Genomic DNA, 22163 nt, shown 5'->3' with positions numbered 1-22163 from the left:
GTCGTGTAAATTTTTGTGCTAAGTTTTGATTGATGCCTTATTCCCGCACAGATGTCAAAGCCATACAAATTAAGCAATCATCCATAATGCATCCACCATCCACCATCCACCATCCACCATCCACCTATGAGTTTGTCTACACTGATCCTCACTGCCCTTGCTGTCGGCATGATGTTTGGGACTGTTTTGAATACTACATTTCCGCTGGCGATCGAACCATTCGATCGCTATCTACTCGCACCAATCGGGGCTGGATTTTTGCGGATTATTCAATTCGTCGTCGTGCCGTTGATCTTCTCGTCCTTAATTCTCGGTGTCAACCGGATTCAGGGTACGGGGCAAGTTGGGAGATATGTATTGAAGCTGATGACTTGTTATGTAGTAACGAGTTTAATCTCACTGTGCATCGGCATGGCTGTGGCGTTGTGTTTGCAACCTGGTGCGGGGGTGACGGGATTTACAGTACCAGCTACAACTGCGGCTACAGTAGCCCCAGACGCGATCGATTGGCTGGTCAGTCTGGTGCCGACTAATCCATTGGGCGCACTTAGTAGTGGCAATCTCTTGCAAATCATTTTCTCGGCTGCTCTATTTGGTACCGGAATTCAAATGGCACAAGCACAAGCCAAGCCGTTTGTGGAGTTGTTGGAGAGTATCTATACTATCAGTGAAAAAGTGCTGTCAGTGATTTTATATGCTGCACCTGTGGGAGTATTTGCGCTGATTAGTTCGACGATTGCCACACAAGGGTTGGGATTGATCGTGCGGCTATCTTTATATGTATTGGGGCTACTAATTTCGACGCTGATCATGGCAGGGTTCTATCTGATCCTGCTGACATTACTTAAAGCCAAACCTGGTAAGTTTTTTCGCAGTCTGATTCCATCATTCTTTCTAGGCTTTGGGACTGCGAGTTCCAATGCAGTTTTACCGATGGTATTACAAAATATGCAGGAAGGTTATGGATTGCGATCGGAGATTGCCAGTTTTTCTTTACCTTTAGGCACAGCATTAAAACGTGATGGAGCAACTATTCTCCAAGGATTTAATGCTATTTTTATCGCTCAAATTTATCATGTGCCAATTACCCCATCGCTATTGTTTGCGATCGGACTTAGTAGTTTCTTAGTTTCGTTTAGTACTCCTGGCGTACCTGGTTCGGCATTGATTACGATGGCGACGGTGCTATCTGCGGCGGGATTGCCCTTAGAAGGGATTGCGATTGTCGCGGGGATCGATCGATTGACTGATGGTTTCAAGACTGTACTAAACGTCGTAGGCAATGGTAGTAATGCTATTTTGCTCAGTCTATGGGAGCCAGCTCCACCAGAGTTAGCTCCAGAATTAGCTCCAGAATCGATCGTCGTCCCAGTTCATGAATCAATTGTCAGACATTAGACGATCGACAGTCAACTCTCAAATATCTGTACTCAGTGGGGATTTATTTAAGAGGCTATCCAAGCGATCGGTAGACCAGTATTCTGAAGGGTAAGCGATCGCCGAAATCGAAGACAATCGCACTACCCAGGTTACTCGTTGGAAAATGTATTCCGTCGAATCCTCCTCACTCCCTGGGACTAAAATTAATACTTCCACAAAATCTCGATCGAGTCCAATCGGTACACCAAAGTAACTTTTGTCGCGGGTTTCAATCCAAACCTTAATCCCATCATGCAACGCAGTTTTCAAGCGTTGATGCAACAGACTAGATTCTTTGATGTCATTTTTACCCATAGGGTTAGGTGAGGTTAGGGATTAGGGCTGGGAAAAATGTGGCTGCGATACATCGCGTCTTCAGAAATAGTAGATGTCTGGATGGGGTATAAACGATGAGGTTGTCAAGTCGTATTTTCAAGGCTCGATCCTCATCTTCTGTAGGGAAGCAGATGCGTTAGAGTCAATAGACAACTAGACGCTTTCAGTCCGAGCTATGCAGACTATTTGGGCTGTAAAGCAATTGGTCACGACAACCTAAATTAACTAAAATTATGCTATCTAACCTCTTCGGTGGTAAAAAATTAACCATCCCATCTCCAGCAAACGCATTACCTGGAAGATCCGAGCAAATGGCTCTCCCTGCCAAACATTACGTGAATGGTAATCCCTTCACCCCACCATATCCCGATCGGATGGAAAAAGCCATGTTTGGGATGGGTTGTTTCTGGGGTGCCGAACGTAAATTTTGGCAGCTTCCAGCAGGCGTCTATATTACCGCTGTGGGCTATGCCGCCGGAAGTACACCAAATCCTACCTATCAAGAGGTTTGTAGTGGTGCAACGGGGCACAATGAAGTCGTACTAGTGGTATTCGATCCTGAAGTTATCACTTATCAACAACTGCTCAAAGCCTTCTGGGAAAACCACAATCCTACTCAAGGAATGCGCCAAGGTAACGATGCAGGTACTCAATATCGATCGGGGATTTATTGCTACTCCGACAGTCAAATCCAATTAGCCGAAGCTTCTAAAGTAGCTTATCAATCGGCTCTCGACAGTGCGGGGCATCAGGAGATCACGACCGAAATTATCGCTGCACCAGAATTTTATTATGCCGAAGTTTATCACCAGCAGTATCTAGCCAAGAATCCTGGTGGTTATTGTGGTTTGGGCGGTACTAATGTTTGTATGCCTGAGAATTTGTCGGTTGTAAATTAAGGCGGCGGGATTGAATAACTCACATCTTGCACCAGTTTGAATATACTAGTACTAACCGTAGATCCAGGGTACCCATCAAGGGCACCCCTACAGGTTAATTGTGTAGGGGGTGTCCTGTCTTGAAAAGTGCTTAACTTGGGGAAACCCCAAGTGAAGCACTTTTAGGTGTCTTGTCGTTTTTTTATGCGGCTCTGCTGGGGTACCGATAACTATGCCAAAAATTACACTCCCAGACATCTCGGCATCGGCACTAGGACACATCAGCGATTTTGGCGATCGGACTGAAGATCTGATCTCATAATTTATCTCAATTGACATAGCTATAGTCTTAACTGTTTGAGCAATTAGCGACGATCGGGGAGGATTGCAACAATTTTGCAGCAAATTCTTGCGGAAAAATGCGGCGCAATGAAGATCTCGGTACTACTGGGCAATTGCTAGGCTGGCGGCTAATAATTGCTCGATCGAGTCTAATAATTCCACTTGCCCCCAATTTTGGTATAGACTAGCCGCGATCGCTAGTCCCCCCGCACCGACACCTTCTTTGACAAATCCTTGCTCGTAGACTTGCAATTGGGGATATTGGGAAGTGGCGAAACTCAATTTGGCAGAGATGAGCGGGATCTGCGGGATCGAGTCAGCTAGGGCAACTGTCGCCCCAGATCGATCGTTAGCTACCCAAGCAGTCGTCCCGACGACGATCTGTGCCGTGTTAATTTCCAAACCTTTCTCAACCCGGATCGCTTGAATTAGAGCTGCTACAGCCAACATTTGCGTCCCCCCAGCGAGTAATACACCACAGGTTCGACTGGCGGCGATCGCCATCCCAGCGACAACAATTTGCATCGGATCGCCGATCGCTGCTACCAATTCTAACGGCGAAAGGGGTAACTTTAAGTGGGCTAATCCGCGACGGGCGATCTCTGCTTTCTGCTGATGATTGCAAACTGGATGACTGCTATTGACTTTGCCCACAGCATCGATGCCCAATCCCATCAGTAAGCTCAGGGCGGTAGTAGTACCACCCACAACACATTCCCCGATGATGATGTAACTATCCTCACCAGTAACAGCAGCTAATTTTTCACCCCAGAGCGATCCCTGTTGATACAGCCGTTCGACAGTAGCTAGCGGTAAGGCTGCACCCGTAGTTAGACAAGCCGCAGGGATCCCATCTAGATCTAGATGAGGGACAGTTGGCGGCTTAGGTAAACCAGCATTGAAGATATATAGAGGTAGATCTAATGCCGCGACAATCGCGCGGGAAATATATACAGGCGATGCACCAGCAATCAGTGGGGGTAAAGGATAATCAGGCTGTATACTAACCCCATTCGCTAAAAATTCGGCATCGGCGATCGCAGTATACTGACGATCTTCAGGTGTTTTACCCGCTGCGGAAATCCCTGGAATCAGACAAGTAGCTGTAAATCCCAACACACAAGCAAATACTGGCAATTTGCCGCGATACCGCTCCAACCACTGTTGAGCCTGTAATGGTTGGGTATGGATCTGGATCATTAGTTATTGACGATCGGTGAAGCGAACGAGCACATTGCAATAAATTTCCTGTGAAAGTCAGAGGTTAACTGTGATAAGAGGATAGGGGGTAGAGGGTAGAGGGTAGTTCTACAGTTTTAATAGTTCAAAAAAACTTAATTCAATCGATCGGCTCAAATTGTTAGCATCAGCCAATCTTCAATCACTTTCGCAGGAGGTCTAATAGACATTATAGTCGATGCTTTCCCCGAATCCCTGCCCTCAACGATCGATCGGGAAGTACTCCCTTCCCACTCAAAAAATAGACATCATGATTCACCATCCACCATCCACCATCCACCATCTACCATCCACTATCCACCATCCACCATCCACCATTCACCATCCACCATCCACCACTCACCATCCACCATCCACCATCCACCATCCACCATCCACCATCCACCATTCACCATTCACCATCCACCCCCTACACTAGATGTCCAATCTGACACTAGAAAGGAAGTATGTTTAATATTTAACAAGCTGGGCACTTAGTAGTATGAGATTGTGTCAGTATGTGTGATAAGGGCTACGCCAATGTCGCCGTCTTTGGGAACTATAGAAGAGATACCCGATCTACAAATTTGAGATATGGACACGATTCTCCAGCAGAAAGGCAATGCCCACGATCGATCCCGTACCATTTTGATTGTGGAAGATGCCCAAATCTACCGTGAATTGCTCTGTGCCTATCTGCACCAGGATCCTCGCTACACTTACACCATTCTGCAAGCAGAGACTGGTGCCCAAGGATTGCAACAATATCAGATCGATCGACCCGATGCGATTTTACTAGATTATTTACTCCCAGATATGAACGGGCTGGAATTTCTGCACGCCTTACAGGAGCAGATCGCACAGCCAGATCTCCCAGTCGTGATGCTCACGAGTTATCAGGATGAGAACTTGGCAATCCAAGCAGTCGCATCTGGTGCCCAACAATATCTGTGTAAGTCATCACTAACAACAGAAAATTTGCGACTGTCACTGCACAATGCCATCAAGCAGGGAGAACTCCTGCGTCAAGTTGCCGAACTCCAAGCTCAAAACGATCGACAGCTAGCAGTTTTACATCAGCAGGAAGAGCAGTTGCGGCTGGCATTGGCATCGGCGCGGATGGGGATTTGGGACTGGAATCTGCTCACGGGAAAGATCGAGTGGAACCGAGAGCAAGAAGAGTTATTTGGCTTGCTGCCTGGCAGTTTTGATGGCAATGCCGAAACCTTTGCGCGATACATTCATCCAGAAGATCGTCCGCTGGTACTCCAATTTGTCGGGAAAATGATCGAAGAGCGGGCGATCTTGTGCCATCAATTTCGGATTATCTGGGCAGATGGTAGCATCCATTGGATCGAAACACGGGGAGAGGTACATTTTGAGGCTGGGCAAGCGTACCGAACGATCGGGACAGCTCTGAATATCGACGAGCGACAGCAAGCACAGCAGATGTTGCAAGATCGATTGGAGCAACAACGCTTGGTAATGGATCTGACGGGACGGATTCGGCGATCGCTCGATTTGTCAGAAATCCTCCAAACTACTGTAGATGAGGTGCGGCAGTTCCTGCAAACCGATCGAGTAATTGTTTATGAATTTTCGCCAGATTGGACTGGCACCGTCATTGTGGAGTCTGTAGGCGCGGGCTGGAGGGCGATCCTCAACACTCAAATCTATGTAACCTGCATCGAATCATATCTAGGAGATTTTCAGCAAGGATGTGCAGTCGCCTGCGCCGATATCTGCAATATGGATGTGGCGGAATGGTATCTACAACTGCTAGAAAGTCTGCAAATTCGGGCAAATTTGTTGGTGCCAATTTTCAAAGGAGATGAATTATGGGGTTTATTGGTTGCCCACAACTGTTCGGCTCCGCGTCCGTGGCAAACTTCCGAAATCGATTTAGTCAAGCAGCTAGCCAGTCAAGTGAGTATCGCGATTCAACAGGCAGATCTATTTACCCAAGCGCAGATTGAATTGACACAACGCAAGCAAGCCGAAATGACCTTGCAACTGCTCAATGCTGAATTAGCCCAACGTCAAGCAGTGGAAGAACTCAAGGACGAATTTATTGGGATTGTCAGCCACGAACTCCGAACGCCACTGACTTCGATGCGCGGATCGTTGGGGATATTGGCAATGGGTTTGATGGATGATGAACCAGCGCAGATGAAGCAGATGATTCAGATTGCCGCAGTCGAAACCGAACGGCTAGTGCGGATGGTAAATGATATCCTCGATCTAGAAAAATTAAATGCCGATCGAACCCCGCTGGAGCGAGAATGGTGTGATGCCGCAGCCCTAATCCAACAGGCGATCGATATTATGAGCAGTAGTGCTGATGCTGCTAGAGTGCGTCTGGAGCTAGATTGTCCCTCCGCCCAAATTTGGGTAGCACCAGATCGAATCGTCCAAATTTTCACAAATCTCCTCTGCAATGCGATCAAATTTTCACATCCAGATGGTGTGGTATCGATCGTCGCTAAGATCGCCGCACCCGATGAGAATGGCTCTACTCAACTCGCCAATAGTCCATCGCCGCAAATCTACTTCACTGTCGAAGATCGCGGACGCGGCATCCCCCCGCACAAACTCGAAACCATTTTCGATCGATTTCAACAGGTAGATAGCTCCGATGCGCGTGACAAAGGCGGTACCGGATTGGGACTAGCAATCTGCAAATCGATCGTCTTGCAACATCAAGGTCGAATCTGGGTAGAGAGTATATGGGGACAAGGTAGTACGTTTTTTGTAACTTTACCGTAACCAATGAATGATACTCGATCGAATTAGGGAACTTTATAGAAATCAGCTTTATTTTGAGTAGGTATTAATCTGCTTTCCCATCGTCCCTCTGTTCATCTCTAGCGAGGACTGTCAATTATGAGTATCAATAGCCACAAGATCGGATTTAAAGACTCGATCGCCGAGTTTAATAAAATTAAAAATGATGCGTTCAGTGGGAATCTGATCGTCCAGGTTGCAGATACTCCGAGTTGGATGTTTTGCTTTTGGGCGGGACGTTTAGCAGGGATTAGTGGTGGTATCGATGGGATCGATCGATGGAGACGAAATTTAGCTCTAGCATCGCTGACTGTACCACTCGATCGATTGGTTAAATCGACCGATCCTCAAGAAATATTTTTGAACTCTAATCGAATAGCTCAAGAATGTGCAGTCCAAGAGGTTTTATTTGATATCATTCAATTTAGTCAAAATCAAGGCGATCGATTATCCTGCCATCTGATTCCAGTAGTTAATAATCATACCCAAGTAAAATCAATTCTACCACTGCTAGACATTCAACCAATCCTCAGTAAAACGATTCAAGCTTGGCAAGAGTGGGAAAAACACGAACTAGCTAGTTATCCGCCTAGCTTATTTCCGATTATTCAGAAATCAGATCAGATTGCTAATTTTGATGATAACAAAGAGCTGCAATATCTAATTTCATCGATCGATGGCAGTAAATCCTTACGTACTCTAGCCATCCACCATCGCCGAAAATTAATCGACGTAGTAGAATGTTTACTGCCCTTACTCAAACTACACATCATTACTCTATCACCATTAAAGCAATCTCGGATAGAGCCAGATAATTTTGATGAAGTCAAGATTTATCCAGAACCAGAGTTAAAGTTTGCCGAGGCTCAACTCCGCCCAAGTCCTCAATTTTTGCGATCGGATCGCGATGCACTCATTGAGGTAGTTGCGCCAATGGCGGATCGAGTCACTACTAAAATTAGTCCAGTAATTGCTTGTATCGATGATAGTATTGCCGTCTACAAAAAACTAGAAAAAATCATCACCGCACATGGCTATCGATCTTTTGGAGTGCAAGATCCACTCAAGATTATTCCAAGTTTAATTAGAAATAAGCCAGATCTAATTTTGCTGGACTTGGTGATGCCAATTACCAATGGTTATGAAGTTTGCGAACAGATTCGGAAAACACCTTCACTAGCAAGCGTACCGATTATCATCTTAACTGCTAACGATGGTTTGATCGACAGGGTTCGCAGCAAATTTGTCGGGGCAAATGGATTTTTAGGTAAGCCAATCCAACCTGAAGCCGTACTCAAGACGATCGATAAATACCTCGATAAGAAACCGTCAGGTAAAACCGTAAGTTATGGCGACAAATCTAACCGTATGTTTGTACACACTTCAGTTACTCTCGATGATACTTCATCCGCAGTAGGCTTACACCAGCGAGAACGATTAGATTTATTTAATAGCATTGACAAACGAATTTTAGTTGTTGACGACGATCGAAATATCCGCGAAGTCGTATCGATGTGTCTGCACAAACTCAAAGGTTGGGATATTCTAACTGCGGCATCAGGGCAAGAAGGGCTAAATGGCATCTCTACAAATCATCCTCATGCGATTGTCTTAGATATAATGATGCCAGAGATGGATGGACTAGCTTTTATCCGCCAGCTTCGGGCTAATCCTAATACCAAAAATATCCCAGTCGTGCTCTTGACAGCCAGCCGCCAACTACCAGAATTAAAGTTATTAACCGAACTAGGTGTAGTAGAGATCGTCTCCAAACCTTTTCTGCCTATCGATCTAGTTCGGCAAATCGATCGAGCCTTAGAAACCAACTTATATCTATTAAATTAGTGAATAACTAAAAATCATTATCTCTCTGTTCCACTCTCATCAATCTTTGATTTAATCGTCTACTTTTTCGAGCATTATCTTCGGTTTCACGCTCATTTTTAGCCAGATCGAGATCGAGATCGGTGAGATAAGTTTGGAGCGAATTGAATCCACCTGTCATCGTGGTGAGGAGAGTACCTTCCATGCTATCCATCCGATGCTGCATCCCAGTCATATTTTGCTGCATCACAGTCATATTTTGCTGCATCACAGCCACAGCTTGGATGACTTGACTGAGTTGGTTTTCAATTCGCTCTAATCTCTCTTCTGACATGCCGAGTAACTCAATAGACGTTTATTACAATATAGCCTAACGATAAGGTTACTGGTGCGTTACGGCAGCAGCCTAAAACAACCTACATCTATTTAGGATTGCTAGATCTGCGGTGTCCTCCTGCGGCGGCTCTTTAATAGTGGGTACCTGATTTACGATGATGAACTGCGGTGACTCCAGTAGGATTGAATACTTTTCCAGTATCTATAGTTGCATAAATCAACCAATGATCGCCGCATTCCATTCGACTTTGAACATTGCATTCTAGATAGGCTAAACTATCTGTCAGGATTGGACAACCATTAGTTGCTATCTCCATATTCACACCTACAAACCGATCTTCTCCAGGTGCAAATGGTTTGAGAAATTGCTTCATCAGGGGGATATGTTTACCCTGTTCGAGAATATTTAGGACGAACTTACCATCCTTGTGCATGAGCGATTCGATCGCGCGTTCTTTGGCAACTGCTACAGTTAAACCAGGTGGATTAAATGTGGCTTGAGCTACCCAAGAAGCCAACATCGCACCGGATAAATCGCCCTGCTGAGTAGTCACAATCGTCATCGAACCGACAATTCGCCCGACAGCTTGCTCGACGCGATCTGTTGTCGCTTCCCCAATTTTCGCTTTAGGAATACTTGCTTTCTTGGCTTTCTTCACAGCTTGAGCAAAATCCGTCCCCGTTTCCTCGCATTGTTTGAGCGCGATCTCCGTCGGCTTAAACTTGACCCGAATCGGTTCAAATCCAAGCTTGTAGCCAGCATCTTTGAGCTTTGTCTCTAAAAGATCGATCGCTTCCCCACTCCAGCCAAACGAGCCAAATACCCCCGCTAATTTAGTCTTCTCAGCAGAAGACAAGATGACACCCAAAGCCGTTTGAATCGGTGTTGGTGCGTGTCCGCCGAGCGTCGGCGAACCGACAATAAACCCAGCACACCTTTCTAATGCTGCCTTAATTTCCGCAGGCTCGACAAATTCACAGTTAATTGATTCTACACCCATACCAGCCTTGGTAATTCCTGAGGCGATCGCTTGAGCAACCGTCGCCGTATTGCCATAAGCCGAAGCATAAATCAGTGCGACAGTAAGTGACTGACTACTCTGTGCTTTACTCCACTGTTGATAGAGATTGGTCAATTCAGTCAAACCATACTTAACCAGTGGCCCATGTCCGGTAGCATAGAGACTAATCGGATACTCAGAAATCTTGTCCAAAGTCGAGCTAATTTGTTTCGCGGCTGGAGCCATCAAACAGTCGAAATAATAGCGACGATCCTCTGAGTAAGATTCCCACCCTTCATCAAATACTTGGTCGCCGCAGACATGACAACCGAAGAGTTTATCAGTATAGAGAATTTGGGTTTTGAGATCGTAAGTTAATAATCGATCTGGCCAACGGGGAGTAGGTGCGAGCATAAACTTGAGGACGTGTCCCTGACCCAGATCGATCGAATCCCCACCCTTAATCGCGATAATTTTGAGATCCTCTCGTCCTAGAATAGCAGGCAGAGCGATCGCGGCGGGATTGGAACAGACAAAGGTAATTTGCGGTGCTAATTCCAGTAACTTCTTGAGGGTTTCACCACGATTGGGATTGATGTGTCCGAGGATGACGTATTCGATTAACTTGACATTAAATCGTTTGTCTAATCCGGTGATAAATACGTCGGTAAAGGAGGAGCCAGGGGGGTCGATGAGGGCTTTGGTGTCGCCTTTGATGATAAAGGAGTTGGCGGTGGTACCGCGTGCTAATCCGTACTCGATTTCAAATTTGAGTCGATCCCAGGTGCGGGAACGGAGGACGGTGGTGTCGGGGGCGATGGGGTAGGGTTGGAGATCGCGGGGGGGCATATTGGTGCTTGGTTGGGGTGGTGTTTTTAACGCAAAGGGCGCATATTGGTGCTTGGTTGGGGTGGTGTTTTTAACGCAAAGGGCGCGGAGGGATCTTGGTGCTTGGGGATGAGTGGTGGTGGTGTCCGCAGAGGGCGCGGAGGTTAGAGGTTGTTGACGATGCGACGAATTCCGTCTTTGAGGAGGAGGACGTTGAAGTTGATGATGAGTCCGAGTTTACAGTGGGATAGTTTGAGGTAGGTGAGGACTTGGGCTGAGTGTAAGGAATTGATGGCTTCGACTGCTTTTAGTTCGATGATTACTTTATCTTCAACTAATAAATCGACTCGATAACCACATTCTAATTTGACTCCCTCATAGACTAACGGCAGACCTTTTTGCTGTTCTACCTTTAACTGCGCTCGATTTAATTCATAGCACAAACAAGCCTCATAAGCCGACTCCAATAATCCAGGTCCCAAAGCCTTGTGTACCTTCAAAGCACAACCAATAATCACACTAGACAACTCCTTCTCATTCATACCTTCGCGCCCTTTGCGGAAACCACCAACAACCATCGCCATCCCTCATCCCCCTCCGCGCCCTTTGCGTTAAAAAAACACCATCCCCGCTTAATAATGATTCCCCACCCGCCGATGATGCACCGCCGTCAGCCCCTCCACCTTCGCCACCCGTCCGGTATCCACCGTCGCATACACCACATGATGATCGCCGCAAGCCAACCGACTCACCACCTCACACTCGATATACGCCAGCGCATCCTGCAAAATCGGGCTACCATTCTCCGCTGCTTGAGTCTTCACGTCCTCAAACCTGTCCGCCCCAGGTGCAAATCGTTTCAAGAAGTGCCGCATTAGGGTTTGATAGTTCCCCTCTTCGAGCATATTCAACACAAATTTATCCCCGACCTGCATCAATGAGTCGATCGCCCGATCGTTGGATACTGCTATAGTCAATCCCAAGGGTTCAAAGCTTGCCTGTGTCACCCATGAGGCTAACATCGCACTACTAAAGTCTCCTTTTTTGGCGGTAATAATATACAAGCCGCCGCTAATCCGTCCCAGGGCTTTGTCGAGGTCGGAATCTAGGGATTTCATCTGTTTGATGGCTTTATCTTTGGTCAGCAGTTGTCCCAAGTCGGTTCCGGCTTCTTCGCACTGTTGATAAATCGCTTCGGTGGGGGTTTCTTTGACGCGGATGGCGGGGAAAGCGATACTCACGCCGATTTCGCTAAATTTGCTGACTAAGGGGTCTACAGGCTCATCGTCGCCGCCGTAGGATTCAAATAACCCGATCGTTTGTTTATTTTTGGCTGCTACGAGAATAGTCCCGATCGCGGCTTGAGCTAGTGCCGCAATTTTACCGTGTCCTGGCGGCATCCCGATCGCAATCCCCGCACTCCGTCCGACTAGTTCTTGGACTTCTTGGGGGTCGGCGGATTTGAGATCCATCATCTCGACGGCGACTCCGGTTTTGGTAATCCCCCGCGCCAATGCTTGGGAAAGCCTGTCGCTATAACCATAGTCGGCGACGTAGAAGACGGCTACGCTGCTTTCTGCTTTGGCTTTGAGTTGCGACCAGTCTTGATACCGTTGGACGAGTTCGCCGACGTTGTGGCGCAATAGGGGGCCATGTCCGGTGGCAATTGTCCCGACGGTGGGGAGTTCGCCCATCCGTTTGAGCGCGGATAATACCGATCGCGCATTGGGTGCCATCAGGCATTCATAATAGAACCGATAGTCTGGCTCGATTTTGCCTAAGTCTTCATCGAATACCGCATCGGAGCAATAGTGCATCCCAAAGGCATCGCAAGTATACAGGATCTGGGTGCCGCGATCGAAACTAAAGATCGTATCGGGCCAATGCAAGTTGGGCGCAATCACAAATTCGATTTCATGTCCCTGTCCCAAATCTAGGACATCACCATTTTTAACGATTAGTTTGGTAAAAGGTTGATGGACAAAGTTTTCGAGAAATTGAATCGCCACCTTACTACCGACGATGGTGACATCAGGAGCTAGTGCCAATACATCTCGCACTAAGCCACTATGATCGGGTTCGGTATGGCTGATAATCAAATAATCGAGCTGACTGGGATCGATCTGTCCCTTGAGCGTTTCCAGGTACAACTGCCGAAATTTTTCGTGGGAGGTATCTACTAATGCCAGTTTATCGCCCCGAATGATAAAGGAATTGTATGTAGTGCCATTTTGTAGCCCAAATTCAATATCAAACCTGTCGCGCTCCCAATCCAACGAGCGAATCGCGGTCGTATTGACACCAATATCTTCAACCTGCATGGTCAAACGTTTTTGAATCTTGTCAGTTAGTAATACCATCGCGATCTACCTTTACCTATTCAACTCACCAGGTGTTTGTTACTATTGTGACACGATCTTTTTGGAGTGTTCGATCGAAAATACTATCGATCGATTAACCTACACTAATCAATGGATCGTGACAACTAGTTCAATCTGCGAGTAGCTTATGATATATCACTGGGAATTAAGCACCGGACATCAGATCTCTGTAGACAATGAGGGGGCGCAAACTGTGGTAACTATTTTGCATACTAGCGCAGGACAGCAACAGCGCACGAGCAATAGTTTCACCACAGGTATTTGGCTGATACCACCTGAGATGTCGATGACTCCGACGGGGGGTATCCTCAAAGTCACCACCCCCAGCGGCGAATCCCTGATTCAGATTCAGGGTAATAGTATTCAGATGCAAAGCAGTCAGGGCGCGAGTCAATCTACTAGCACTAGTTCTAGTTCTACCGCCACTGGCATCAAACCGATGCAAATGGGGAATATGCAGATGAATATGCAGCCCATGTCGATGAAAATGGGCTGCATGGAATTAAATATGGACGCAACCGCCAGTCAAAAGCGGTTCTGTACTGAGTGTGGTACTCCCGTCAAACCAACTGATAAATTCTGTGCTAGTTGTGGGCATAAATTGGAGTTATGACTAAAGATTGACCATTTGCATCATAGAGGTGGGATAACGATCGCCTGATGCGGCACCTTGGGGGAGAATAGTATCGATCCGATCGAGTTCTGCTATCGTTAATTTAACATCCAATGCGCCCAAATTATCGAGTAGATATGAAACGCGCTTGGTACCAGGAATCGGCACGATATCGTCGCCTTGTTGTAGTAACCACGCGATCGCCAGTTGAGCGGGAGTACAATTTTTAGCCTCAGCCATTTCCTGTATCTGAGCCACCAAATCCAAATTGCGCCCAAAATTCTCGCCCTGAAATCGCGGTGAGACGCGTCGCCAATCATTTGCGTCTAAATCGTCAAAAGTTTTGACTTGCCCAGTCAGAAAGCCCCGTCCGAGTGGACTCCAAGGCACAAATCCGATCGCCAGTTCGCGGCAAGTCGGCAAGATTTCGTCCTCGACATCGCGGCTCCAGAGCGAATACTCGCTTTGCAATGCGGCGATTGGATGTACCGCATGAGCGCGGCGAATTGTCGGTGCGGATGCCTCTGAGAGTCCCAGAAACCGCACTTTACCTTCTGTGATTAATTCTGCCATCGCGCCGATTGTTTCTTCGATCGGGGTATGCGGATCGACACGATGTTGATAGTATAAGTCGATCGTCTCTACTCCCAACCGTCGTAAACTTGCCTCACAAGCCGATCGCACGTACTCTGGGCGACCATTGACGGGGACTGTATATCCCCCCTGACTGACATCACTCAGCCCAAATTTGGTGGCAATGACAACTCGATCGCGACGATCTGCAATTGCTTTGCCGATTAATGTTTCATTATGTCCCTTCCCATAAGCATCAGCCGTATCGAGAAAAGTCACACCAAGATCGATCGCTTGATGAATGGTATCCGTCGCCGCTTGTTCGTCAGCCGCACCATACACCCCTGACATCCCCATACAGCCCAAACCCAGGGCAGAAACTACCAATCCTTCACCAAGTTTGCGAGTTTGCATTGTTCGTCCTCTAAGTCCTTTCTAATGGTAACTATTCAGAAGGGGCACAAGTCAAGCGCGATCGATGTTTAGGTATAACCCAACCGTTTGGCTAATTGATATCCTAATCGATGTAATTTGCAGACATTACTCGTGGTATACTTGTTTTCAAAACCTCAAGCGATTGGCTCGATCTTGACAATTTCTGAAAATGAACATTTTCCGCAGTTCACTCCACTAGAATATCTGGAGTGGGAGGCACAACAAGAGTTGCGTCACGAGTTTGTTAATGGTCGAATCTCGGCGATGACTAGCGATAGTGTCGAGCACGATTCTGCCCGGACGCTGCGCGATCGAATTACTGCGAACTTGAACACTATGCTCCAAAATCATTTGCAATCTACTGTGTGTCGGGTGTTCGGTGCTGATGTCAAAGTGCAAATATTGGACTCTAATTTTTTCCTCTATCCAGATGTTAGCGTTAGCGGTGATGTCCAAGATCGCAGTGCCAGTAATTTTATCACTCATCCTCGCCTGATTATCGAAGTTTTATCACCTAGCACCGAAGCGGACAATCGAGACGGTAGGTTTGCATTGTATCGTCAATTGACTAGTTTACAAGAATGTGTGCTAGTTGGTACCGATCCGATCGGGTTGGATGTGCATCAACTCAACGAGCGAGGTAAGTGGGAATTTAGTTCATATGAATCTGGAGATGTGGTAGAACTCCAGAGCGTGAATTTAACTTTTGAGATCGATCGAATTTATGAGATGTAATATTTGAGATTGGGGGATAGTCAATTGTTACCAATCTCATTGTAAGCTTGTTAATTCTGATTCCCGATCTAAAGTCGATCGATCTGCTAACGACATAATTGTGAGATATCGATCGAAAGATCGGCAAAAGCTAGCGGTGAAATATCTCCATCATTTAAACAAAGTTCAGCTCTGTATTTATTGTCGATGATATCTCTAAATACGACTAATTCTGATGTTTGCAAATTGATCACCCAATATTCGGGGATACCCGCCCGAGCATACAGCTCTCTTTTCACACCCAAATCTTTGGCTAGAGTACTATTAGCAATCTCGACTAGCCAAAATATATCTTCAGGGAATGGATGGCGAGTTTGATAGAGAGTGTCGGGAGTCCTTAGAATAGCAATATCTGGCTCTGGCTCTGAGTCATTAGGTAGAGTAATCGGATGAGCTTCGCTAACTTCTGCGCGATTTCCCAGGAGCGAGCGGAGATATTTGGCTGTACCTCGGCAATAAAAGGAGTGCGTTACACCTTCTGGTGACATCTCAATGATTGCTCCATTAATTAGTTCTAAAGATCGCTCGGCTAATAATCCCGATTCAATCATCTGGTGGTAGTCATCCAAACTCCACTTAGCAGTAATTAGAGTCATTAGTTCTCTCCAAATAGCCAAACTGATTTTAATAATATTCGATACCCGATCGCCATTACGACTGTTAGTTCTTAATCCCTGAAGAATTACCAACTAATTTACTTCGTAATTGCTTGATACGATCCCGTAATGTCGCTGCTTTTTCAAATTCTAATTCTTTCGCAGCTACCTTCATTTCTGCCTCCAATTGGACGATCGCATCTGGTATTTGTTCGAGGGTTAATTCATCAACGTGAGCGATAACTGTCTCCAATTGTTGAGCATTCAATCGACGTGAAAGATCGAGGAATTGGAGGATGGAGTTATTACCTGTTTTGACGATCGAGTATGGTGTGATATTATTTACTTTATTGTGTGCAGATTGGATCCCACGCCGACGATCGGTTTCATCGATCGCGGCGATCATGCTATCGGTCAATTTATCTGCATATAAAATCGCTTGTCCGCGAATGTGACGAGCGGCGCGTCCGATTGTTTGAATTAACGAGCGAGTCGATCGTAGGAAGCCTTCTTTATCCGCATCGAGAATCGCCACTAGTGATACTTCCGGTAAATCCAAACCTTCGCGTAGTAAGTTTACCCCAATCAACACATCAAACTCACCATTCCGCAGCCCTTGAATAATTTCAATGCGTTCGATCGATTGAATCTCCGAGTGGAGATATTTGACTCTGACACTACGCTCGTGGAAATATTCAGTCAGATCTTCAGCCATCCTTTTAGTGAGCGTCGTAATCAACACGCGTTCTTCGCGCTTGACTCGATCGCGAATTTCACCTAATAGATCGTCTACTTGTCCCTCTGTCGGACGTACGAATATTTCGGGATCGATTACCCCCGTCGGACGGATGATTTGTTGGGCGATTCGATCCTCTGAGATTTCGAGTTCCCAGGCTCCAGGAGTAGCTGAAACAAAAATACATTGATTTACCTTATCCCAGAATTCCTCAGCCTTTAACGGGCGATTATCTGCCGCGCTTGGCAATCGGAACCCATGCTCGATTAAGACTTGCTTCCGCGCTCGATCGCCATTATACATCCCGCGAATTTGCGGAACGGTGACATGCGATTCATCAACAACGAGTAGCCAATCATCGGCAAAATAATCGATCAAACATTCAGGCGGATCGCCAGCATTACGTCTTGCTAAATGGCGAGAATAATTTTCCACTCCATTACAAAAACCGACCTCTCGCAACATTTCCAAATCGTATCGCGTCCGTTGGTCGATCCGTTGGGCTTCGATTAATTTACCATTGGTTTCTAATTCTACTATTCGTTTTTTCAATTCATTATCGATATCATTACAGGCATCCTGCAAAGTATCTTCAGGCGTAACAAAGTGCCGCGCCGGATAGATATTCAAACTACCCACAGTATTGAGAATTTCACCCGTCACTGGATCTACATAGCGAATTGCTTCAATTTCATCGCCAAAAAATTCCACCCGCACGATCCGATCTTCGTAAGCGGGGCCGATTTCAACCACATCCCCACGTACCCGAAAGTTACCACGTTTCAAGTCGATATCATTGCGACTATATTGCACCGAAACCAACTGTTTGAGCATCTCTCGCTGGTCGATTTCCATCCCAACTTTGAGCGGAATTGCTGCCTTGAGGTATTCGGCTGGAGTGCCCAAACCATAGATACAACTAATCGACGCTACCACAATTACATGCCGATGCTCGAATAGCGATCGCGTCGCCGAATGTCGCAACATATCAATTTCATCATTGATTGCCGATGCTTTTTCAATAAAAGTATCGCTAACGGCAATATACGCCTCTGGCTGATAATAATCGTAGTAGGAAACAAAATACTCGACCGCATTATGCTGGAAAAATTGCCGCAATTCGTTACATAATTGGGCGGCTAATGTTTTATTATGAGCTAATACTAAAGTGGGTTTCTGATGTTGGGCGATCGTCGCCGCGATCGTAAATGTTTTACCCGTACCTGTCGCCCCAAGTAAGGTCTGAAACCGCTGTTCGGATTTTAACCCAGCCACGAGTTGCTCGATCTCCGCAGGTTGGTCGCCAGTAGGTTTAAATGGTGCTGTCAGTTCAAATTCATTATCCATGCTTATTACCACCAGCTACACGGGACAAGTTGCCAGACTGCCTAAAATCGGTCGTTACATTCTAGCGCAGTTTGATGAAGAAGGGGTAATTGTGTACCAGGCTTATCGTCCGGCTATAGGCAATTTTGCAGCGACTCATGGCTACTTCGGCGGCGAACATTTCAGCCTAAATCGGATGAGTTGGATTAAGCCCAATTTCCTGTGGATGATGTACCGCTCTGGCTGGGGTCAAAAGGAGGGTCAGGAAGTGGTGCTGGCGGTGAAGATTAAACGCTCGGCATTCGATACGATCTTGGCTAACGCCGTCTGCTCTACTTACAATCCCGATTTCTATCCCACCGAAAAAGACTGGAAACGCGCTGTAAGTAATTCTAACGTCAGATTGCAATGGGATCCCGACCACAGCCCAACTGGAGGCAAATTAGCACGGAAAGCGATTCAATTGGGTTTGCGCGGGGATGTACTGGCTTTATATGCACGGGAGTGGGTCATCTCGATAGAGGATATCTCAGAATTCGTCTCCGAACAACGTCAAAATTTGGGCGATTTCAATAAGTTAATCGTACCGAGTGAGACTATTTATCCAGTCACAGATGCAAAAGTCGCCGCACAATTGCAATTATCTAGAGACTAGCTCCCCGACTTCTCCAAGAAGTCGGGGAGCTAATACAGCGGTTTGCAGGTTGGTGCGGGACAGCTATTCTTCAAAGCTTTTTTAGAGATTAGGTTCAATATTTAAAGTGTCCCCCACATGCTTACAAACCGCTGTATGTCTTAACCCCTTGGCAGAGCTGTAGGTTGGGTTTCATTCTTCAACCTAACAACCCAACTAGCTGATATCGAACATCCGCTTCAGTTACTCGGAACGAGAATCGTTAGATCTGATGATTTGTAGATCTGGCACGAATATCTACCATTAAGCTTTCTGGAGATCTATCTTCGAGAAAGGCAACTAAATTAACTGCTTCTGACAAACGACCTAGAGCATCGCTAAAGCTGTCATTTCGGGGCAAAGTTAAAATGATGGGATTGCCAAAATCGTCATTAATTCCTTGAAAGATCGTTAATCGCTGGTTTTGATTGGGCACCTTCTTCCAGCCATGCTCGGTTAAATAAGTTGCCATGTCGTCTACTGATAGTTTTGATTCTTTGAGTAATTGAGGGCTCATTTCTAACATATCCATTCTCCGCCGATCGCATATTCACGAGCAGATGTCATTAACATTAAAAGCGATTCGGGGTGAAGTTCTTGCGCTCTAGAAATCCGAATTCGCACCGATTGTTTATTTTCACTGAGTTCGCCCCGTAGATACTCCCAATAACAACCACCACCGAGAAATAAGCCCGATTCAGTAGTGGTTAACCATTGATCTGCATCCGTAGGTAAGACTTTAAGAATCAGAATGCAAGGAGTAGCAGCACTATCTTGGCGACGATAAGCTGTCAAACATTTAAAACACTCTTTGTATCCTCTAGAAACCTTAACGTAAGGGATTCAGTCAAAAAAAATAGATGTAAAACAGCTTAGACTAAATCGTTATAAGTTTTCACTTCTAGATCGTAAACGATATACTTAGGTTCGAGGAAGCAATTAATTGAGGCTTTAAGCTGAAAATCTAGGGCATACCCACTGGTAAATTGCCGATTGCCAATGGCTGTAATTTGACGAAAGGTGCCATCAATGCCAAAATCTTTATCGAAGTTGGAAATACTAACTCCAGCTCTAGCAGCGACGGATTGAACGTGAGCGACGCTGAGAAGCTCTTCGATTATCTGTTGCGGAAACATGCTGCGGCGATTTGATGCTGTTCTTAGTTTATCTCACACTTACTCTGAAAATTTGAGTAACCGTTCGATTTTCTGTGGAGGACACTATCCTCGATCGTCGTAATTGGCTCCTAGCATGGAAGAGAAGTATAATGAAAAGAATCGCTATTAGTTTAATTGGCAAGGCTGATAAAATATATTCTTACCTTCGTGAAATATTTCGATCGCACACACCCCTTACTCAATTAGTCGCTGTTTAATTGAATAAGGGTATAATCGGCAAGTGCCGAATATGCTACAAGCAAGGCAAATTAACTAAATAACCACCTACATCATTTACGCCGTAACCGATAATGGTTACAGCCAGGAAATTAAATGACTCAAGATGTTTTTCAAGCAGTTCAACAACTGCAACGGCTTCCATGCCATTATTTTTACTCAAGTCCCTATTTGACTGAGAGGACTGACAGAGCCTTAACTAGTATCCCACATTCCGCACTTCAATTTTTACAAAAAGCAATCCATAGCTAAAATTAACTGAGAATTATATTTGCGACATTTATAATATCAAAAACTCGATCGAAATGAGCATGATATTAGATTTTTCGCACTGTATAAAGCGCTATCCGCTATCATGATACTCTTAAAATCTGCTTGTTGTGAGTACTCTACTAATATTTTTACAAACATTGCTTTGTCTGATTCATTTCCCGAACCTCCTCTAATAAATATGGGTATATCTCCATCACTCCCCATGGAATTCCGTCGCCAGATACCTTCAGCCGCGTATTGGCCAGAATCAACCCAGCCGAATTGCAAAAGTGTTTCATGGGATGGATGGAAGCGGTAGCGCAAGTTACAGAAGGAGAGCTGCTCTGGATATAGTGCTAAGAATCTGGCAGTTATCCGTCATATTGGCATAAATTTATTATCATGAGATAAACAAACTAAGGTCGGGGTTAAGACCAAACGACTCAAGGCTGGATGGGATGACAACTATCTCAAGACTGTGCTTAGTGCTTTGAACATTGTCACCTCCTAGCTCTCAGTAATTGTTACGAAACATGTGCGGTTGCCCTGCTCTGAGTCCCGCTGCATCAGGGTGGTTTCATACACCGGAAGAAAAATGAGGATAGACTAAGTTACCTCACAAAGGAAATTAGTCTAAATGCTCCTCACAGAACAATTAAAGCAAATACCAGACCATCGGAAAGCAAAAGGCAAGAAATATTCATTATGGGTAATCTTAGCAATGGGTCTAATGGGAAGCTTATGTGGATACATCGGATACAGACCGCTAGCTGACTTTGCCAAGTTACATCAAGAGCAATTAGAGGAGTTATGAGAGTTACCACCAGCAAAATCAACACCATCGTACTCAACATTCCGGCGGATCATGATAGAAGTGGAACCAAAATACTCTACAGGCAATTAAGACCGCAGGTCATCATTGTCTAATTGCCGTCAAGCAAAATCAACCCACTCTTTATCGCGCGATTGAGTCAACAGCTCAAACTCAAACTGCAATCAGTCATGCCAGTGTGATTGATTCTAGTCATGGTCGGAGCGTAGAGCGGATTGTCAGTGTCTTTGCTGCACCTCCGGAATTATTAACCAAATGGATTGGCATCAAAAGTGTCATTATGGTTCACCGCACTGGCACTCGCGCTGAGAAACCTTTTACTGAAACCATCTACTATCTGAGTAGTCAGAGCTTATCTGCTGATACCTATATGACTCTGATTCGTGGTCATTGGGCGATTGAAAATCGTCTTCACTGGGTTAAAGATGTTACTTTTAGCGAGGACGATCCTCTTCGTTTAGGTGGTCATGCTCCCGTCAATTGGGCTATTTTCTTTACTTGGATTGTCACTTTAGTCCGTCGTGCTGGTATTCGGACTGTTCCTCAAGCTTTACGTTTGTGGGCTAACCAAGTTGATGATGTTTTTTCTTTCCTTGTATGAAACCACCCTGC

At 45.7% G+C, this 22163-nt stretch carries 23 protein-coding genes and 2 pseudogenes; 12 read left to right on the top strand and 13 right to left on the bottom strand.

All coding sequences use genetic code 11. From position 1 onward, the window contains the following. Positions 1 to 126: 126 nt before the first annotated feature. Complete coding sequence (locus ACEW9J_RS17250) at positions 127 to 1398, top strand: dicarboxylate/amino acid:cation symporter (protein ID WP_373546341.1); 1272 nt, start codon at positions 127 to 129, stop codon at positions 1396 to 1398. 18 nt (positions 1399 to 1416) lie between these two features. Here ACEW9J_RS17250 and ACEW9J_RS17245 read toward each other — a convergent pair whose 3' ends face one another. Then, positions 1417 to 1734, bottom strand: a complete 318-nt coding sequence (locus ACEW9J_RS17245; protein WP_373546340.1) for a hypothetical protein — start codon at positions 1732 to 1734, stop codon at positions 1417 to 1419. Positions 1735 to 1988: 254 nt separating this feature from the next. Between ACEW9J_RS17245 and msrA the strand changes: the two genes are divergently transcribed. Next, positions 1989 to 2654 carry a peptide-methionine (S)-S-oxide reductase MsrA gene (msrA, locus tag ACEW9J_RS17240; protein WP_373546339.1) on the top strand — a complete coding sequence of 222 codons (666 nt, stop codon included), beginning with the start codon at positions 1989 to 1991 and terminating at the stop codon, positions 2652 to 2654. A 423-nt stretch (positions 2655 to 3077) separates the two neighbouring features. Here the strand turns inward: msrA and cobT are convergent, their stop codons facing one another. Further along, positions 3078 to 4175 carry a nicotinate mononucleotide-dependent phosphoribosyltransferase CobT gene (gene cobT, locus ACEW9J_RS17235; protein WP_373546338.1) on the bottom strand — a complete coding sequence of 366 codons (1098 nt, stop codon included), beginning with the start codon at positions 4173 to 4175 and terminating at the stop codon, positions 3078 to 3080. Positions 4176 to 4392: 217 nt separating this feature from the next. Here cobT and ACEW9J_RS17230 point away from each other — a divergent pair, with 217 nt between their 5' ends. From ACEW9J_RS17230 to ACEW9J_RS17220, 3 genes are all read left to right on the top strand, one after another. Next, the gene (locus ACEW9J_RS17230) at positions 4393 to 4632 is read left to right on the top strand and encodes a hypothetical protein (RefSeq protein ID WP_373546337.1); all 240 of its coding nucleotides are present in this window, start codon (positions 4393 to 4395) and stop codon (positions 4630 to 4632) included. 155 nt (positions 4633 to 4787) lie between these two features. Beyond that, positions 4788 to 6959, top strand: coding sequence for an ATP-binding protein (locus tag ACEW9J_RS17225; protein ID WP_373546336.1), 2172 nt, complete (start codon positions 4788 to 4790; stop codon positions 6957 to 6959). A 117-nt stretch (positions 6960 to 7076) separates the two neighbouring features. Beyond that, complete coding sequence (locus ACEW9J_RS17220) at positions 7077 to 8822, top strand: response regulator (RefSeq protein ID WP_373546335.1); 1746 nt, start codon at positions 7077 to 7079, stop codon at positions 8820 to 8822. A 7-nt stretch (positions 8823 to 8829) separates the two neighbouring features. On the opposite strand, the gene ACEW9J_RS17215 is transcribed toward ACEW9J_RS17220, so the two are convergent. The 4 genes from ACEW9J_RS17215 to ACEW9J_RS17200 form a co-directional block, all read right to left on the bottom strand. Beyond that, the gene (locus ACEW9J_RS17215) at positions 8830 to 9135 is read right to left on the bottom strand and encodes a hypothetical protein (protein WP_373546334.1); all 306 of its coding nucleotides are present in this window, start codon (positions 9133 to 9135) and stop codon (positions 8830 to 8832) included. A 133-nt stretch (positions 9136 to 9268) separates the two neighbouring features. Beyond that, positions 9269 to 10987: a diflavin flavoprotein gene (locus tag ACEW9J_RS17210; protein WP_373546333.1), complete on the bottom strand. Its 1719-nt coding sequence runs from the start codon at positions 10985 to 10987 to the stop codon at positions 9269 to 9271. 143 nt (positions 10988 to 11130) lie between these two features. Continuing rightward, positions 11131 to 11508, bottom strand: a complete 378-nt coding sequence (locus ACEW9J_RS17205; RefSeq protein ID WP_373546347.1) for a GxxExxY protein — start codon at positions 11506 to 11508, stop codon at positions 11131 to 11133. 90 nt (positions 11509 to 11598) lie between these two features. Beyond that, positions 11599 to 13326 (bottom strand): diflavin flavoprotein, encoded by a 1728-nt coding sequence (locus ACEW9J_RS17200; protein ID WP_373546332.1) that lies wholly within the window; start codon positions 13324 to 13326, stop codon positions 11599 to 11601. 148 nt (positions 13327 to 13474) lie between these two features. Here ACEW9J_RS17200 and ACEW9J_RS17195 point away from each other — a divergent pair, with 148 nt between their 5' ends. Beyond that, positions 13475 to 13960, top strand: a complete 486-nt coding sequence (locus ACEW9J_RS17195) for a zinc ribbon domain-containing protein (protein WP_373546331.1) — start codon at positions 13475 to 13477, stop codon at positions 13958 to 13960. On the opposite strand, the gene ACEW9J_RS17190 is transcribed toward ACEW9J_RS17195, so the two are convergent. Then, positions 13961 to 14947, bottom strand: a complete 987-nt coding sequence (locus ACEW9J_RS17190; protein WP_373546330.1) for an aldo/keto reductase — start codon at positions 14945 to 14947, stop codon at positions 13961 to 13963. Between the two features lie 117 nt (positions 14948 to 15064). Between ACEW9J_RS17190 and ACEW9J_RS17185 the strand changes: the two genes are divergently transcribed. Continuing rightward, positions 15065 to 15703: a Uma2 family endonuclease gene (locus ACEW9J_RS17185; RefSeq protein WP_373546329.1), complete on the top strand. Its 639-nt coding sequence runs from the start codon at positions 15065 to 15067 to the stop codon at positions 15701 to 15703. An 86-nt stretch (positions 15704 to 15789) separates the two neighbouring features. Here the strand turns inward: ACEW9J_RS17185 and ACEW9J_RS17180 are convergent, their stop codons facing one another. Both ACEW9J_RS17180 and uvrB read right to left on the bottom strand, forming a co-directional pair. Then, positions 15790 to 16338 (bottom strand): Uma2 family endonuclease, encoded by a 549-nt coding sequence (locus ACEW9J_RS17180; RefSeq protein WP_373546328.1) that lies wholly within the window; start codon positions 16336 to 16338, stop codon positions 15790 to 15792. A gap of 64 nt (positions 16339 to 16402) precedes the next feature. Beyond that, on the bottom strand, positions 16403 to 18421 hold the full coding sequence (uvrB, locus tag ACEW9J_RS17175; protein ID WP_373546327.1) for an excinuclease ABC subunit UvrB: 2019 nt from the start codon (positions 18419 to 18421) through the stop codon (positions 16403 to 16405). On the opposite strand from uvrB, the gene ACEW9J_RS17170 reads away from it, so the two are divergent. Next, positions 18420 to 19055 carry a DUF4291 domain-containing protein gene (locus tag ACEW9J_RS17170; RefSeq protein ID WP_373546326.1) on the top strand — a complete coding sequence of 212 codons (636 nt, stop codon included), beginning with the start codon at positions 18420 to 18422 and terminating at the stop codon, positions 19053 to 19055. The two genes, uvrB and ACEW9J_RS17170, sit on opposite strands and share 2 nt — an antisense overlap. 241 nt (positions 19056 to 19296) lie before the next feature. On the opposite strand, the gene ACEW9J_RS17165 is transcribed toward ACEW9J_RS17170, so the two are convergent. From ACEW9J_RS17165 to ACEW9J_RS17150, 4 genes are all read right to left on the bottom strand, one after another. Further along, positions 19297 to 19590, bottom strand: coding sequence for a hypothetical protein (locus tag ACEW9J_RS17165; protein ID WP_373546325.1), 294 nt, complete (start codon positions 19588 to 19590; stop codon positions 19297 to 19299). 2 nt (positions 19591 to 19592) lie between these two features. Then, a complete protein-coding gene (locus tag ACEW9J_RS17160) occupies positions 19593 to 19868 on the bottom strand; it encodes a DUF4365 domain-containing protein (RefSeq protein ID WP_373546324.1) in 276 nt (91 codons plus the stop codon). A gap of 77 nt (positions 19869 to 19945) precedes the next feature. Continuing rightward, positions 19946 to 20209 (bottom strand): DUF4365 domain-containing protein, encoded by a 264-nt coding sequence (locus ACEW9J_RS17155; protein ID WP_373546323.1) that lies wholly within the window; start codon positions 20207 to 20209, stop codon positions 19946 to 19948. A 274-nt stretch (positions 20210 to 20483) separates the two neighbouring features. After that, complete coding sequence (locus ACEW9J_RS17150; RefSeq protein WP_373546322.1) at positions 20484 to 20630, bottom strand: hypothetical protein; 147 nt, start codon at positions 20628 to 20630, stop codon at positions 20484 to 20486. Between the two features lie 347 nt (positions 20631 to 20977). Here ACEW9J_RS17150 and ACEW9J_RS17145 point away from each other — a divergent pair, with 347 nt between their 5' ends. The 4 genes and pseudogenes from ACEW9J_RS17145 to ACEW9J_RS17130 form a co-directional block, all read left to right on the top strand. Beyond that, entirely contained in the window at positions 20978 to 21073 is a 96-nt protein-coding gene (locus ACEW9J_RS17145) for a hypothetical protein (protein WP_373546321.1), read from the top strand. Further along, positions 21060 to 21230: pseudogene (locus tag ACEW9J_RS17140) on the top strand (ISAs1 family transposase); the annotation flags it as partial. The gene ACEW9J_RS17145 and the pseudogene ACEW9J_RS17140, both read left to right, overlap by 14 nt. 126 nt (positions 21231 to 21356) lie before the next feature. Further along, positions 21357 to 21533, top strand: coding sequence for a transposase family protein (locus ACEW9J_RS17135; RefSeq protein WP_373546320.1), 177 nt, complete (start codon positions 21357 to 21359; stop codon positions 21531 to 21533). A 79-nt stretch (positions 21534 to 21612) separates the two neighbouring features. After that, positions 21613 to 22152, top strand: a pseudogene (locus ACEW9J_RS17130) (ISAs1 family transposase); the annotation flags it as partial. Positions 22153 to 22163: the final 11 nt, after the last annotated feature.

The organism is Chamaesiphon sp. (assembly GCF_041737865.1).
Taxonomy (GTDB): domain Bacteria; phylum Cyanobacteriota; class Cyanobacteriia; order Cyanobacteriales; family Chamaesiphonaceae; genus Chamaesiphon.
Note: the sequence above shows the minus strand (reverse complement) of the source record. Positions and strands in the feature narration are given on the sequence as shown.